Annotated in this window: 14 protein-coding genes; 9 read left to right on the top strand and 5 right to left on the bottom strand. The window is 64.8% G+C overall.

Annotated features, from left to right (window positions below):
• Window positions 1-11 precede the first annotated feature (11 nt).
• Together gatA and gatC are read right to left on the bottom strand one after the other, a co-directional pair.
• Window positions 12-1,499: an Asp-tRNA(Asn)/Glu-tRNA(Gln) amidotransferase subunit GatA gene (gene gatA / locus G0A00_RS06300; protein WP_164179438.1), complete on the bottom strand. Its 1,488-nt coding sequence runs from the start codon at window positions 1,497-1,499 to the stop codon at window positions 12-14.
• Window positions 1,496-1,783 carry an Asp-tRNA(Asn)/Glu-tRNA(Gln) amidotransferase subunit GatC gene (gene gatC, locus G0A00_RS06305; protein WP_066108524.1) on the bottom strand — a complete coding sequence of 96 codons (288 nt, stop codon included), beginning with the start codon at window positions 1,781-1,783 and terminating at the stop codon, window positions 1,496-1,498. The genes gatA and gatC overlap by 4 nt, the downstream gene beginning before the upstream one ends.
• A 361-nt stretch (window positions 1,784-2,144) precedes the next feature.
• Between gatC and G0A00_RS06310 the strand changes: the two genes are divergently transcribed.
• Window positions 2,145-2,726 (top strand): hypothetical protein, encoded by a 582-nt coding sequence (locus G0A00_RS06310; protein WP_164179440.1) that lies wholly within the window; start codon window positions 2,145-2,147, stop codon window positions 2,724-2,726.
• Between the two features lie 3 nt (window positions 2,727-2,729).
• Here G0A00_RS06310 and G0A00_RS06315 read toward each other — a convergent pair whose 3' ends face one another.
• Both G0A00_RS06315 and G0A00_RS06320 read right to left on the bottom strand, forming a co-directional pair.
• Complete coding sequence (locus G0A00_RS06315; RefSeq protein WP_164179442.1) at window positions 2,730-4,133, bottom strand: short-chain fatty acyl-CoA regulator family protein; 1,404 nt, start codon at window positions 4,131-4,133, stop codon at window positions 2,730-2,732.
• A gap of 43 nt (window positions 4,134-4,176) precedes the next feature.
• Window positions 4,177-5,403, bottom strand: coding sequence for a multidrug effflux MFS transporter (locus tag G0A00_RS06320; RefSeq protein ID WP_164179444.1), 1,227 nt, complete (start codon window positions 5,401-5,403; stop codon window positions 4,177-4,179).
• Between the two features lie 175 nt (window positions 5,404-5,578).
• On the opposite strand from G0A00_RS06320, the gene G0A00_RS06325 reads away from it, so the two are divergent.
• From G0A00_RS06325 to G0A00_RS06350, 7 genes are all read left to right on the top strand, one after another.
• A complete protein-coding gene (locus G0A00_RS06325; RefSeq protein WP_164179446.1) occupies window positions 5,579-7,111 on the top strand; it encodes an acyl-CoA carboxylase subunit beta in 1,533 nt (510 codons plus the stop codon).
• Window positions 7,112-7,124: 13 nt separating this feature from the next.
• On the top strand, window positions 7,125-7,463 hold the full coding sequence (locus G0A00_RS06330; protein WP_164179448.1) for a hypothetical protein: 339 nt from the start codon (window positions 7,125-7,127) through the stop codon (window positions 7,461-7,463).
• A 46-nt stretch (window positions 7,464-7,509) separates the two neighbouring features.
• On the top strand, window positions 7,510-7,914 hold the full coding sequence (locus tag G0A00_RS06335; protein ID WP_368667668.1) for a DUF6497 family protein: 405 nt from the start codon (window positions 7,510-7,512) through the stop codon (window positions 7,912-7,914).
• A 214-nt stretch (window positions 7,915-8,128) separates the two neighbouring features.
• Window positions 8,129-8,272: a hypothetical protein gene (locus G0A00_RS26340; protein WP_176806568.1), complete on the top strand. Its 144-nt coding sequence runs from the start codon at window positions 8,129-8,131 to the stop codon at window positions 8,270-8,272.
• A 102-nt stretch (window positions 8,273-8,374) separates the two neighbouring features.
• Window positions 8,375-8,737, top strand: a complete 363-nt coding sequence (locus G0A00_RS06340; RefSeq protein ID WP_164179450.1) for a hypothetical protein — start codon at window positions 8,375-8,377, stop codon at window positions 8,735-8,737.
• A gap of 442 nt (window positions 8,738-9,179) precedes the next feature.
• Entirely contained in the window at window positions 9,180-9,386 is a 207-nt protein-coding gene (locus tag G0A00_RS06345) for a hypothetical protein (protein WP_066108546.1), read from the top strand.
• Between the two features lie 210 nt (window positions 9,387-9,596).
• Window positions 9,597-11,597, top strand: coding sequence for an acetyl/propionyl/methylcrotonyl-CoA carboxylase subunit alpha (locus tag G0A00_RS06350; RefSeq protein ID WP_164179452.1), 2,001 nt, complete (start codon window positions 9,597-9,599; stop codon window positions 11,595-11,597).
• A 54-nt stretch (window positions 11,598-11,651) separates the two neighbouring features.
• Here G0A00_RS06350 and G0A00_RS06355 read toward each other — a convergent pair whose 3' ends face one another.
• Entirely contained in the window at window positions 11,652-12,113 is a 462-nt protein-coding gene (locus tag G0A00_RS06355; protein WP_164179454.1) for a DUF4174 domain-containing protein, read from the bottom strand.
• Between the two features lie 178 nt (window positions 12,114-12,291).
• Here G0A00_RS06355 and scpA point away from each other — a divergent pair, with 178 nt between their 5' ends.
• Window positions 12,292-14,427 (top strand): methylmalonyl-CoA mutase, encoded by a 2,136-nt coding sequence (gene scpA, locus G0A00_RS06360; RefSeq protein WP_164179456.1) that lies wholly within the window; start codon window positions 12,292-12,294, stop codon window positions 14,425-14,427.
• Window positions 14,428-14,444: the final 17 nt, after the last annotated feature.

The following is a 14,444-nucleotide window of genomic DNA, read 5'->3' on the forward strand; positions in this document are numbered from 1 at the left end:
TTCCGGCGCCGTTACCACCACTTGGCGGGTTTCGACGCGAACCCGGCGGCCTGCTCCAGCGCATAGGCGGTGTTGAGCAGGTCGCCCTCTTCCCACGGACGCCCGATCAGCTGCAGCCCAAGCGGCAGCCCCTTGGAATCGAGTCCCGTCGGGACCGAAACGCCCGGAAGCCCGGCAAGGTTCAGTGTAACCGTGAACACGTCGTTGAGATACATCTGCACCGGATCGGCGGTCTTCATTTCTCCGATACCGAAGGCCGAAGAGGGCGTCGCGGGCGCGAGGATCGCGTCGACCCCTGCGGCGAAGGCATCCTCGAAGTCCTTCTTGATCAGCGTGCGGACCTTGCGGGCGCGGTTGTAATAGGCGTCGTAGAAGCCCGCCGACAGCACATAGGTGCCGACCATGATGCGGCGCTGCACCTCAAGGCCGAAGCCTTCGGCGCGGGTCTTCTCGTACATGTCGTTGATGCCTTCGCCCTGGCCCAGCTTGGCGCGGTGGCCGTAGCGCACCCCGTCATAGCGGGCGAGGTTCGACGAGGCTTCCGCCGGGGCGATCACATAGTAGGCCGGCAGCGCGTATTTGGTGTGCGGCAGCGAGATCTCGACGACCTTCGCGCCCGCATCTTCCAGCATCTTCGCGCCCTCGTCCCAGAGCTTCGAGATTTCCTCGGGCATACCGTCGACGCGGTATTCGCGGGGAATGCCGATGGTCTTGCCACGGATGTCGCCGGTCAGCATCGCCTCAAAGTCGGGCACGGGCAGATCGGCCGAAGTCGAATCCTTGGGATCATGGCCGCACATCGCCTGCAGCATGATCGCCGCGTCGCGCACGTCCTTGGTCATCGGGCCAGCCTGATCGAGCGAGCTGGCGTAGGCGACGATGCCCCAGCGCGAGCAGCGCCCATAGGTCGGCTTGATGCCGGTGATGCCGGTGAAGGCGGCGGGCTGGCGGATCGAGCCGCCGGTGTCGGTGCCGGTGGCCGCAAGGCACAGGTCCGCCGAAACCGCCGAAGCCGAGCCGCCCGACGAGCCGCCGGGGGTCAGCTTGGTGTCGTCGCCGGTGCGCTTCCACGGGTTCACCGCGGGGCCGTAGCAGGTGTTTTCGTTCGAGCTGCCCATGGCGAACTCGTCCATGTTGAGCTTGCCCAGCATGACGGCGCCAGCGTCGAACAGCTGGCTGGTGACGGTCGATTCATACTCGGGGGTGAAGCCCTCGAGGATCGCCGAGGCCGCCTGCGACGGCACACCCTTGGTGCAGAAGAGATCCTTCACGCCGATCGGCAGGCCGCACATGGCAGGCGCGTCGCCCGCCTTGATGCGCACGTCGGCGGCCTTGGCCTGCTCCAGCGCGATCTCGGGGGTCTTGTGCACGAAGGCGCCGAGCGCATCCGCGCCCTCGATGACCTTCAGGCAGGCCTCGGTCAGTTCGACCGAAGTCACGTCGCCCTTGCGCAGCGCGTCGCGTGCCTCAGAGAGCTTGAGCTTGTTCAGTTCGGTCATTCCACCACCTTCGGCACGGCAAAGAACCCTTCGCGGGCATCGGGGGCGTTCGCGAGGATTTTTTCCTGCATATTGCCATCGGTCACGCCATCGGCGCGGCGCTTGAGGCGCATCGGGGTCACCGAGACCATCGGCTCGACGCCCTCCACGTCCACCTCGTTCAGCTGCTCGATGAAGTCGAGGATATTGCTGAATTCCTGTGCCAGCGCCGGAAGCGCATCGTCTTCCACGCGGATGCGTGCCAGCTTGGCGACACGTGCCGCCGTCTGAATGTCGATCGACATGGGTTCCCCCTGTCCGTGAATGTCCGTCAAAGTCCCGTTGCCTTTACCCCCCCGAGCAACGCCCCGCAAGGCGCAGCGAGGGGGAGGAGTGCTTGGTCGCCCGGAATCAAGCGGAAGGCGCCGGGCGAGCGCCTGCCCGTCCCGGCGGGCTGGCGCTTTGTCATCGGTGCGCAACAGATCGAAAGCGCGCGGAACTGGCTGGGATAAAGCGCAGACCTCAAGTGTACCAGCGCCATCCCACGGGCAGGCGCCCGCCCGGCACGCGCCGTGCAGAGGGATGAGCGCTCCGCGCTCGACAGCCCCCCTCTCGCGCGCTAGGTCAGTTTAAGTTCCATTTCCCAACAACAAGACCGTCCGAGCCGTGCCCCAGTTCCTCTCCCGCCTCTCTCTGCTGCCGCTGCTGCTGGCCGCCTCGCTTCTCTCGGCCTGCGCGGGCACCCGCGATCCGCATGTGCCCGCGCCGCCGCCCTCGGAATACATGGCGCTGGCGCAGGCGATCGAGGATCTCGGCCCGGGGGTCGATCCCGAGGAAGCGCAGCGCATGGCGCGCATCTCGATCGACTACCCGCGTGAGCTTGCGGTGAAATGGAACGTCACCGACCCGGCGTATATCCACAACATCAAGGTCAACAATGGCACCCGCCCGCGCGGCCTGTGCTACCAGTGGGCCGACGATCTGCAGGCCCGGCTCGAGCAGGAGAATTTCCAGACCATCGACATGCACCGCGGCATCGCCAACGCGCTGAAGACGTTCCGCATCGAGCACAGCTCGGTCATCGTCAGCCAGAAGGGCGGCACGATGAAAGAGGGCATCGTGCTCGATCCGTGGCGCTTTGGCGGCGAGCTGTACTGGGGGCCGGTGGTGGATGACCACAAATACCCGTGGGTCGAGCGGCAGGAAGTCTTTGCCACCAAGCGGGCGCTGCGCCTGCAGGAGGGCTGAGCGCTATTCCAGCGTGTAAGGCAGGATGCCGCGGCGCTCGGGGTGGATCGACATCTTCTTTTCAAGCGGCGGCACCGAGCGCTGGTGGCAGTCGGTGCGCTCGCAGATGCGGCACGAGATGCCGATCGGCTCGAACGCCCGGTCGCGGCTGAGGTCCATACCGTCGGCATAGACCAGCGCGCCTGCGTGTTTCACCTCGCATCCCAGCGCGATGGCAAAGCGCCGCACCGGAGCGCCGAAGCGGCCTGCCGGTTTCGTGACATCGCGGGCCAGCAGCACATAGCGCGCCCCGTCGGGGGTTTCGGCCAGCTGACGCAGGAACTGGTTCGGCGTCTCAAAGGCCTGATGCACGTTCCACAGCGGGCAGGCCCCGCCGAAACGGGCGAATTGCAGCCGCGTGGCCGAGTGGCGCTTGGTGATGGTTCCGGCCTGATCGACGCGGGCAAAGAAGAAGGGAATGCCCTTGGCGCCGGGTCTTTGCAGCGTCGAAAGCCGATGCGCCACCTGCTCGACCGAGGCACCAAAGCGCGCGGCCAGAAGCTCCAGATCGTGGCGGGTTTCCTGCGCCGCCTCCAGCAGTCGCGCATAGGGCATCATCACCGCCCCGGCGAAATAATTGGCAAGGCCGAGCTTGGCGATGCCGCGCGCGGTCTCTGACTGGAAGCGGGCGAGATCGAGCGTCGCCTCCAGCAGCTTTTCCTGCCGCAGCAGCGCCACTTGGATCAGCATCTGGAAGGTCAGCGTCTCGGGCTGCGCCAGCGACGAGAGGGTCAGAACCCGCCGCTCGGCGTCATAGTTGCGCAGCGGTGCGGACTGCTGGAACTCGACGGTGATGCCGCGCTCGCGCAGATGCGCGAGGACCGCGCCGCGCAGGTCGGCGCCGCCTTGCCCCAGCCCATGCGCGTAGTGCTCGGCGGCGCGGTCCACGGCGTCGATGTAATTGTCGCAATAGTGGAAGAAGTCGCGCACCTCTTCCCAAGGCGAGGGCTGCATCTGCGTGCCCTCGCGCCCCAGCGCCTCGTCGAGCGAGGCGAGCCGCTCGTGGGTCTGCCGGTAGGCGCGGTGAAGCTCCAGAAACGCGCGGGCAAGGGCAGGGGCGTTTGAGGCGGTGAGCCGCAGGTCGGCCAAGGGCGGCGTGTGCTCGCCAAAAATAGGATCGGCCAGCGCCTCGCGCATGTCCGAGATCAGCCGCTCGGAATCGCCCTGACCCAGTTCGGTCACGTCGAAGCCGAACTCTTGCGCCAGCGCGAGCACCACCGTGGTCGAGACCGGGCGGTTGTTGTTTTCCATCTGGTTCAGATAGGGCAGGGAAATCCCGAGCTTTGCCGCGAATTCTTTCTGGGTCAGCCCCAGCCGTCCGCGCAGATCGCGCAGCTTCGCCCCGGCATAGAGTTTCCGTGTTGCCATGTTTGCGCCTTTGCTCCCCGCTGGGAACAATTTTGCAAACTCCTTACCCGGCGTCCAGACCTGCGAGCCGTCTTTCGCGCCGGAACACCATGAGGATTGACAGTACCGACGCGACCGAGGTCGCTAGCATCAGCCACAGCAGCGGCCATGCGCCGGTGCCGGGCTGCAGCAGCGCCCCGGCCAGCGCCGAGAGCGCCGCGCCGCCGCCGATCATGATCGCGCCGCCGAGGCCCGAGGCCGTGCCTGCCAGATGCGGGCGCACCGAGAGCGTGCCTGCGGTGGCGTTGGGAATGGTCATGCCGTTGCCAAGGCCGACGAAGCACATGAAGCCAAAGAAGATCAGCGCCGAGCCGCCGGTCAGCGCAAAGGTGATCAGCGCGGCGCCAAGGCCTGCGGTCAGGATCAGCGAGCCCCAGAGGATCATCTTGTTGATGCCGACGCGGGCCGAAAATTTTCCCGAAATCCAGTTGCCGAGGAAGTAGCCCACCGCCGGAGCGCCAAAGTGCAGACCCAGCGACGCCGGGGTCAGTCCGAACACTTCGGATCCGACGAAAGGCGCGCCGCCGAGGTAGGAAAAGAACGCGCCCGACGAGAAGGCGCAGGCCAGCGCGTAGCCCCAGAAGCGCGGCGAGGTGAGCAGTTCGGGGTATTCGCGGAACTGCTGCGCCAGCGACAGGCCGGAGGCGGTCGAGGTCTCGCCAAGGTCGCGCCAGCTCAGCCACAGCACCGCGCCGCCGAGAATGAACAGCAACCAGAAGATCGCTTTCCAGCCCATGAGCTCGCCAAGCGCGCCGCCGATCACCGGGCCGACCATCGGCACGACGGCGACGCCCATGGTCACATAGGCGATCATCGAAGCGGCTTCTTCTTGGCTGACCATGTCGCGCACCACGGCGCGGCTCAGCACCATGGCGGTGACGATCACCGCCTGACACATGCGGAAGAACAGGAAGAGCGACACATTCGGCGCAAAGATACAGCCCAGCGTCGCCACCATGAACAGCGCCACGCCCCAGAGGATCACCGGGCGGCGTCCCAGCTTGTCCGAGATCGGGCCGATCACCACCTGCAGCGCCGCGTTGACGGCGAGGTAGATCGCCACCGAAAGCTGCATCAGACGGTATTCCGTGTCGAAATATGCCGTCATCTGCGGCAGCGACGGCAGGAACACGTTCATCGCCAGCGCTGAGAGCCCGGCAAGCAGGACAAGCGTGACAAGATGTGGCGGGGTCGAGGCGTCGAGAAAACGGACGCGGGCTTTGGTGCTCATGGGTTTCCCGTATGCCGGGGGCCTCTCAAAGTCTACGTGTATCATCGCGTTGAGGCGATTTTTGCGAATTTGCTATTTGCTTGCAGAGGTATTTCCAGAGTTTGCAAATTTGCCGAATTTGACTTGAGTGCAAGGGCCTCCACTGTATGGTCCGGGCAAACGGAGAGGATTGGACATGAAAGACATTCTTCACGAGCTGGAGGCGCGCCGAGCCGACGCACGTCTTGGCGGTGGCCAGAAGCGGATCGACACGCAGCACGCCAAAGGCAAGCTGACCGCGCGCGAACGCATCGAGCTGCTGCTCGACGAGGGCAGTTTCGAAGAATACGACATGTTCGTTTCGCATCGCTGCACCGATTTCGGCATGGAAAAGAACCGTCCCAGCGGCGACGGGGTGATCACCGGCTGGGGCACGATCAACGGGCGCATGGTCTATGTGTTCAGTCAGGACTTCACCGTGCTTGGCGGGTCGGTCTCGGCCACCCATGCCATGAAGATCTGCAAGATCATGGATATGGCCATGCAGAACGGCGCGCCGGTGATCGGCCTCAACGATTCCGGCGGTGCGCGCATTCAGGAAGGCGTCGACAGCCTCGCGGGCTATGCCGAGATCTTCCAGCGCAACATCATGGCGTCGGGCGTGATCCCGCAGATCTCTGTCATCATGGGGCCCTGCGCGGGCGGCGCGGTCTACAGCCCGGCGATGACTGACTTCATCTTCATGGTGAAAGACACCTCCTATATGTTCGTCACCGGCCCCGATGTGGTGAAGACGGTGACCAACGAGGTTGTGACCGCAGAGGAGCTTGGCGGCGCGACCACCCACACCCGCAAATCCTCGGTCGCCGACGGCGCATTCGAGAATGATGTCGAGGCGCTGGCCGAAGTGCGCCGCCTTGTCGATTTCCTGCCGCTCAACAACCGCGAGAAGCCGCCGGTGCGGCCCTTCTTCGACGAGGTGGAGCGGGTGGAAAGCTCGCTCGACACGATCATCCCCGAGAACGCGAACCAGCCCTACGACATGAAGGAGCTGATCACCAAAGTCGCAGATGAGGGCGATTTCTACGAGATTCAGGAAGAGCACGCCAAGAACATCATCACCGGCTTCATCCGCCTCGAAGGCCAGACGGTCGGCGTGGTGGCGAACCAGCCGATGGTGCTGGCGGGCTGCCTCGACATCGACAGCTCGAAGAAAGCCGCGCGTTTCGTGCGTTTCTGCGACTGTTTCGAGATCCCGATCCTGACCTTCGTCGACGTGCCGGGCTTCCTGCCGGGCACCTCTCAGGAATACGGCGGCGTGATCAAGCATGGTGCCAAGCTGCTCTTTGCCTTTGGCGAGGCGACGGTGCCCAAGGTCACGGTGATCACCCGCAAGGCCTATGGCGGGGCCTATGACGTGATGAGCTCGAAGCACCTGCGCGGCGACGTGAACTACGCATGGCCCACCGCCGAGATCGCGGTGATGGGCGCGAAGGGCGCGACCGAGATCATCCACCGCGCCGACCTTGGCGATGCCGAGAAGATCGCCAAGCACACGGCCGACTATGAGGATCGCTTTGCCAATCCCTTCGTGGCGGCCGAGCGGGGCTTCATCGACGAGGTGATCCAGCCGCGCTCCACCCGCCGCCGGGTCAGCCGGGCTTTCGCGATGCTGAGAAACAAACAGCTCAGCAATCCGTGGAAGAAGCACGACAACATTCCGCTCTGATCCGGAGAGACCGATGCGCGTGAAGGGATGGCATATGGAACGCGAGGGCGAGGCACTGACCCTCGCCCGGCGCAGCCCGGCGCGGTTCGACCTGAAGGTCGAAACGCTGCTGCCGCCCGTTGGCCGGCTTGAGCGGCTGGCGCATCAGGTCCGGCAGGACATGTGGCGGGCGCTGCGCGATCTGCGCGGCTTCGCGCCCGTGGTGCGGGTGCGCCCCTGCGCGGGCGGGGTGAGTGTCGAGGCCGGAGGAGAGGTCGCCGGGGCGCTGCCGCGCAAGGCGGTCGAGGCTCGGATCGCCGAAGTTCTGGAAGACCGCGCCAACCGGGCGCGCTGGGTAAACTGGGCGGCCTGAGCGCCGTCCCGGACCGCTGCACGAGATGAGGAACGGGGAGATCCTTGTGACGAGGGTGATCGGATTTGGCATTCTGGCGTTGGCTGCGGCCATGGCGCCGGGCCAGACCACGGCGCAAGAGGAGAGCGCCGTGGTAGTGCCCTCTGGCATGCCCGTCATCTTCTACGACTCGCTCTGGGACAGCGCCTCTTCGACCGAGCGTTTTCGCTTTCTTGCGCCCCGTATCGGGGGTGACATGCCGATGGACTTTGCCGCTGTGTCACCTGACATGCAGCATTTGTGCGACAGTTTCGCGCTTCCGCGGCTTGGCGGTCGCGACAAGCTGCCTGCGCTGATCGTGATCTCGCTTATGGCCGAACCGGTCGCATTTGGTGATCCCGCACCGGGAATACCCCAATATTTCGAAGCCTATAGCCCAAAAGGCGGGATTTGCGCATGGGAGGCCTTCTGATCATGACCCCTGCACGCGCGGAAATCCGCTCATTTTCCTCTTATTTTACGGGTCCGGCGGGAGAATTTTTGCTCTCGAAGCGAGTTACGTATTTCTTTTTCGTAACTTGCGCTATGTTGGGGAATGATTGCACGCGAGCAATCGTAACACCGGAACGAGGGTTGGCAGGGCCGATACGGTCTGTCCGCCCTGAAGAATCTGACAGGAGATCAAGATGTCCAAGAGCATCCAACTGCTTGCCATGCTCGGCTTCGTTGCCACCCTTTCCGCTTGCGGCGGCCAGCAGGAAGAAGAGTACGTGGTCGTGGATCCCGAGCCCGTTACCGCGGAGCCCGTCTACACCGGCAAGTACAAGTAACTTGCCGACGGGACGGGCCTTCGGGTCCGTCCCGCCTTACCGGCCCCGCAGGGCCGACTACCACCGCCCGCTTCCACGGGCCCTTACAAAGGGGGGCCCGGTATGCTGAAGCACCGTGGCTTTCCGAGCCGGCTTCCCGGCACGGACTTTCAATTCACCATTCGCCGAGCCAATCCCAAAGGGATCACCGCGATCACGCGGCGCGAGCGCTATCGTGACCGCAAGGCGGCCGACAAGCGCGCGGACCTTGGGTTCATGGCGTCGCTCTGGGCGCATTTCGGCGATCAGCCCTTCGAACGCGGAAACCTCGATGCCGGGCGCCTGTCCTGGCTCTTTGGCCGCGAAGTGCTGGCCTACGACGATCCTTTCGATCCCGAAAGCTACGAGGCGATGCTGATCATCGATCCGGTGGTCGCGCGTGCCTCGTTCCCCGAAGCCTTCGAAGAGGGGAACGAATGGGCGTGAACTCGCTTTCCTTTCCGCGTGATGCGCGGAAACAGGCCGGTCCGGCATATCCTTTTGGATATCGCTTGGAGACGGCTGGCGAGTCGTGCAGCCTGACGGTGTTGCGGGCAATGACGCGGCGTTCCGCTGCGCTCGTTGCTCACCGTTACCCTTCCCCTCGCGGGCGCTGCGGCTCATCCCCTGACCGCACGCCCGCTTCTTTTCGTTCAGAGCATGGCGCATCGGCGTTTGGTTTTGCCAAGCGCAGAGCAGATTTGCGCGCGGCTGCCAGCCTGTCGTCGCGTCAACGCAGGGGCCGATCGGCAGGCTTGCGCAGCGCCGCCCACCCGGATCGGCGGGCGGGCGCCCACGCCGGGACAAAAGCAAAAGATGTATGGAACCTTCACCAATTCCGTGGCGTTGAGGAGCGACTTCAACTTACGGAACACAGGGAGTTTCCCACATGCAAAACGTTATTCGCATCGTCGCAGTCCTCGGGGTTTTTGGTGTCGCAGCCTGTGAGAACTCGGACCTTCCGCGCGCAGGCATCGGCGCTGGCGCGGGCTACCTCGTCGACCGCGCCACGGGTGGTGACGGCACCATCGGTGCTGCTGTCGGCGCGACCGCAGGCGTGGTCTGCGACGACGTCACCCCGCAGTACTGCAACTAATCACGCGCAGCGCCGCGGCGAGCTTCGCCGCGCGCTGTCAGTAACGATTTCCAAGGCCGCCGGAGCATCTCGCTCCGGTGGCCTTTTTGCTGCGCCGTCGCCCGTTTCGACGCCAGCCAACATCCCCGCCAACACCCCCGATACTCTGTCAGCCGCGCCCCGGGCCTGCGGCCAAAAAACGCGCCAAAAAACGCTACGAAAGGGAGAGACATGTTCGACAAGATCCTGATCGCCAACCGCGGTGAGATCGCCTGCCGGGTCATCAAGACCGCGCGCAAGATGGGCATCCAGACCGTGGCGGTCTATTCGGACGCCGACAAACACGCGCTGCACGTGGAAATGGCGGATGAGGCGGTGCACATCGGCCCGCCGCAGGCCAACCAGTCCTACATCGTGATCGACAAGATCATGGGCGCGATCCAGCAGACCGGCGCGCAGGCGGTGCATCCGGGCTATGGCTTCCTGTCGGAAAACCCCAAGTTCGCCGAGGCGCTCGAAGCCGCTGGCGTTGCCTTCATCGGCCCGCCCAAGGGCGCGATCGAAGCCATGGGCGACAAGATCACCTCGAAGAAGATCGCCCAAGAGGCCGGTGTCTCGACCGTGCCCGGCTATATGGGGCTGATCGAGGATGCCGACGAGGCGGTGAAGATCTCGGGCGAGATCGGCTACCCGGTGATGATCAAGGCCTCGGCTGGCGGCGGCGGCAAGGGCATGCGCATCGCATGGACCGACGAGGAGGCGCGCGAGGGCTTCCAGTCGTCCAAGAACGAGGCCGCAAGCTCCTTCGGCGACGACCGGATCTTTATCGAGAAATTCGTCACCCAGCCGCGCCACATCGAAATTCAGGTGCTCTGCGACGCGCATGGGGGCGGCATCTATCTCAACGAGCGTGAATGCTCGATCCAGCGGCGCAACCAGAAGGTCGTCGAAGAGGCGCCGAGCCCTTTCCTCGATCCCGAGACCCGCAAGGCGATGGGCGAGCAGGCGGTCGCTCTGGCCAAGGCGGTGGGCTACACCAGCGCCGGCACGGTGGAATTCATCGTCGATGGCGAAAAGAACTTCTACTTCCTCGAGATGAACACCCGCCTGCAGGTGGAACACCCGGTGACCGAACTGATCACCGGCGTCGATCTGGTCGAGCAGATGATCCGCGTCGCCAATGGCGAGCCGCTGTCGATCACCCAAGATGACGTGAAGATCGACGGCTGGGCGATCGAGAACCGCCTTTATGCCGAGGATCCCTATCGCGGCTTCCTGCCCTCGATTGGGCGCCTCACCCGCTACCGTCCGCCCGCCGAGGGCGAGCTGCATGGCGGCATCGTGCGCAACGACACCGGCGTCTACGAGGGCGGCGAGATCTCGATGTATTACGACCCGATGATCGCCAAGCTCTGCACATGGGCGCCGACTCGCGAGCAGGCGATCGAGGTCATGCGCAACGCGCTCGACAGTTTCGAGGTCGAGGGCATCGGGCACAACCTGCCGTTCCTGGCCGCCGTCATGGACCACGAGCGTTTTATCTCGGGCAATATCACCACCGCCTTCATCGCCGAGGAATATCCCGACGGCTTCGAAGGGGTGACGCTGGCCGAGCCCGCGCTGCGCGACGTGGCCGCCGCCTGCGCCGCGATGAACCGGGTGGCCGAAATCCGGCGCACCCGTATCTCCGGCACGCTCGACAACCACGAGCGCAAGGTGGGCGATCACTGGAACGTCACGCTGCAGGGCGAAAGCTTTGATCTGGTGCTCAGCGCCGACAAGGACGGCACCTCGGTCGAGTTTGCCGACGGCGCGACGCTGCGGGTCAGCGGCACATGGACCCCGGGGCAGGCGCTGGCGCACATGCAGGTGGACGGCAAGCCGCTGGTGCTGAAGGTCGGCAAAATCCCCGGCGGGTTCCACATCCGCAGCCGCGGCGCCGATCTGAAGGTCAATGTGCGCACCCCGCGGCAGGCCGAACTTGCGCGCCTGATGCCCGAAAAACTGCCGCCCGACACCTCGAAGATGCTGCTCTGCCCGATGCCGGGTCTCATCGTGAAGGTGAACGTGGCCGAAGGCGACGAGGTTCAGGAAGGTCAGGCGCTCTGCACCGTCGAGGCAATGAAGATGGAGAACATCCTGCGCGCCGAGCGCAAGGGCACCGTCAAGAAGGTCAACGCTGGGCCGGGCGACAGTCTGGCGGTGGACGACGTGATCATGGAGTTCGAATGACCCCATGGTCCGCGCGCCGCGCATAAGGCTCCAAGGCGGGGGCCTCGGCTCCCGCTACTGCCGCAGCGCGTCGCGGCGGTCGCGCACCTCTTGCTGGCGCAGCGGTTGCTTGTCGATGGAGCGGGTGATCTCGCGCACGTCCCACGGGCTGGGTTTGCGCAGGATGACCGAGCCGTCCTTGGCCAGCAGCATGATCATGAAACCGCGTGGGCGCATCGCCCGGCGGATCGGGCTGCGCGCGGCGGGGTCGGTATCGGTGATCACCACGACATCGCGCTCGGTCAGCGCGTCGAGGCGCTCGGTGATCAGTTGGATCTGCTGCACGTATCGCGGATCGCTCGGGTTGTCGGCAAAGACCAGAAGCGGGCGCTTAAGCCAGAGAAACTCGTCGAGCGTCGACTCGCCCGCCGGGCGGATCGGCTCGTCGATGCTGGGTGTCTCGGCGCCCTGTGCCGCCCCGAATCCCGCGGCGAGGGTTAGAAATCCAAGCAGGGCGAGGGCGATACGTCGGTTCATACTTCAAAATATAGGCAAAGCTCTGGCGGCTGCACAGGGCTTGCCGCGCGGGCTGACAAAAAATTTAGGCACGGCCTGCGCCAATTGGCGTCTCGGCGCTGCCGGATGATCACGAATGGAGGATGCCGTGCAGGTCGGGACCGCCCGCCTGCAGGCTGCTAGGAGAGAGGACGAGAGGATGACGGCCAAGAAGGACGACTGGCGCCAGCTCGCGGAGAAGGAACTGCGGGGGCGCCCGCTCGATGACCTGACGTGGCACACGCTCGAGGGGATCGACGTGCAGCCGCTCTATACCGCCGAGGACACGGCGGATCTGCCGCATATGGGCACGCTGCCGGGCTTTGGGCCCTTCACCCGCGGGGTGAAGGCGACGATGTACGCGGGCCGTCCGTGGACCATCCGGCAGTATGCCGGGTTCTCCACCGCCGAGGACTCCAACGCCTTCTACCGTAAGGCGCTGGCGGCGGGCCAGCAGGGCGTTTCGGTGGCCTTCGATCTGGCCACCCACCGCGGCTATGACAGCGACCACGAGCGCGTCGTCGGCGACGTCGGCAAGGCGGGCGTCGCGATCGACAGCGTCGAGGACATGAAGATCCTCTTCGACGGTATTCCGCTCGACAAGATCTCCGTGTCGATGACGATGAACGGCGCGGTGATCCCGATCCTCGCCAGCTTCATCGTCGTGGGCGAAGAGCAGGGGCATGATCGCGCGGTGCTTTCGGGGACCATTCAGAACGACATCCTCAAGGAGTTCATGGTCCGCAACACCTACATCTACCCGCCCGAGCCTTCGATGCGGATCATCTCGGACATCATCGAATACACCTCCAACGAGATGCCGAAATTCAACTCGATCTCGATCTCCGGCTACCACATGCAGGAGGCCGGGGCGAACCTCGTGCAGGAGCTGGCCTACACGCTGGCCGACGGGCGCGAATACGTGCGTGCGGCGATCGAGGCGGGCATGGATGTCGACAAATTCGCCGGGCGGCTGTCGTTCTTCTTTGCCATCGGCATGAACTTCTTCATGGAGGCGGCCAAGCTGCGCGCGGCGCGCACGCTCTGGCATCGCATCATGACCGAGTTCGGCGCCAAGTCCGAACGCTCGAAGATGCTGCGCACCCACTGCCAGACCTCGGGTGTGAGCCTGCAGGAGCAGGACCCCTACAACAACGTCATCCGCACCGCCTATGAGGCGATGAGCGCGGTGCTTGGTGGCACCCAGTCGTTGCACACCAACGCGCTTGACGAGGCAATTGCGCTGCCCACCGAGTTTTCGGCCCGGATCGCGCGCAACACCCAGCTCATCCTGCAGGAAGAGACCGGGGTGACCAATGTGGTCGACCCGCTGGCGGGATCTTACTACGTGGAAAGCCTCACCAACGAGCTGATCGAGAAGGCGTGGGCGCTGATCGAAGAGGTCGAAGAGATGGGCGGCATGACCAAAGCCGTCGCCTCGGGCATGCCCAAGCTGCGGATCGAAGAGACCGCGGCGCGCCGTCAGGCGCAGATCGACCGCGGCGAAGAGGTGATCGTCGGCGTCAACAAATACCGCAAGGACAAGGAAGACCCGATCGATATCCTCGATATCGACAACGCCAAAGTCCGCGAGAGCCAGATCGCGCGGCTGGAAAAGGTGCGGTCGAGCCGGGATCAAGCGGCCTGTGACGCGGCGCTGGCCGAACTCACCCGCCGTGCGCAAGAGGGCGGCAACCTGCTGGAAGCCGCGGTCGAAGCCGCCCGTGCTCGGGCCTCTGTCGGAGAGATTTCCATGGCCATGGAAAAGGAATTCGGGCGCCATCGCGCCGAGGTGAAAACCCTCGCCGGTGTCTATGGCGCCGCCTATGAAGGCGACGAGGGCTTTGCCCAGATCCAAAAGGACGTCGAGAGCTTCGCCGAGGCCGAAGGCCGCCGTCCGCGGATGCTGGTGGTCAAGATGGGGCAAGACGGTCACGACCGCGGCGCCAAGGTCATCGCCACCGCCTTTGCCGACATCGGCTTTGACGTGGACGTCGGCCCGCTGTTCCAGACGCCCGCCGAAGCGGCGCAGGACGCCATCGACAACGACGTGCATATCGTCGGTATCTCGTCGCAGGCCGCCGGGCACAAGACGCTCGCGCCGCAACTGGTCGAGGAACTGAAGGCGCAGGGCGCAGGGGATATCATCGTGATCTGCGGCGGGGTGATCCCGCATCAGGATTACGAGTTCCTCTACAAGGCCGGGGTCAAGGCGATCTTTGGGCCGGGCACCAATATCCCGGCTGCCGCCAAAGAGATCCTTGGCCTCATCGGCACGCCGCGCGCCGCGGAGTAAGCCGCACGCCCCGGATC

Origin of the sequence: Salipiger sp. PrR002, from assembly GCF_010500775.1 — a bacterium.
Taxonomy (GTDB): Bacteria; Pseudomonadota; Alphaproteobacteria; order Rhodobacterales; family Rhodobacteraceae; genus Salipiger.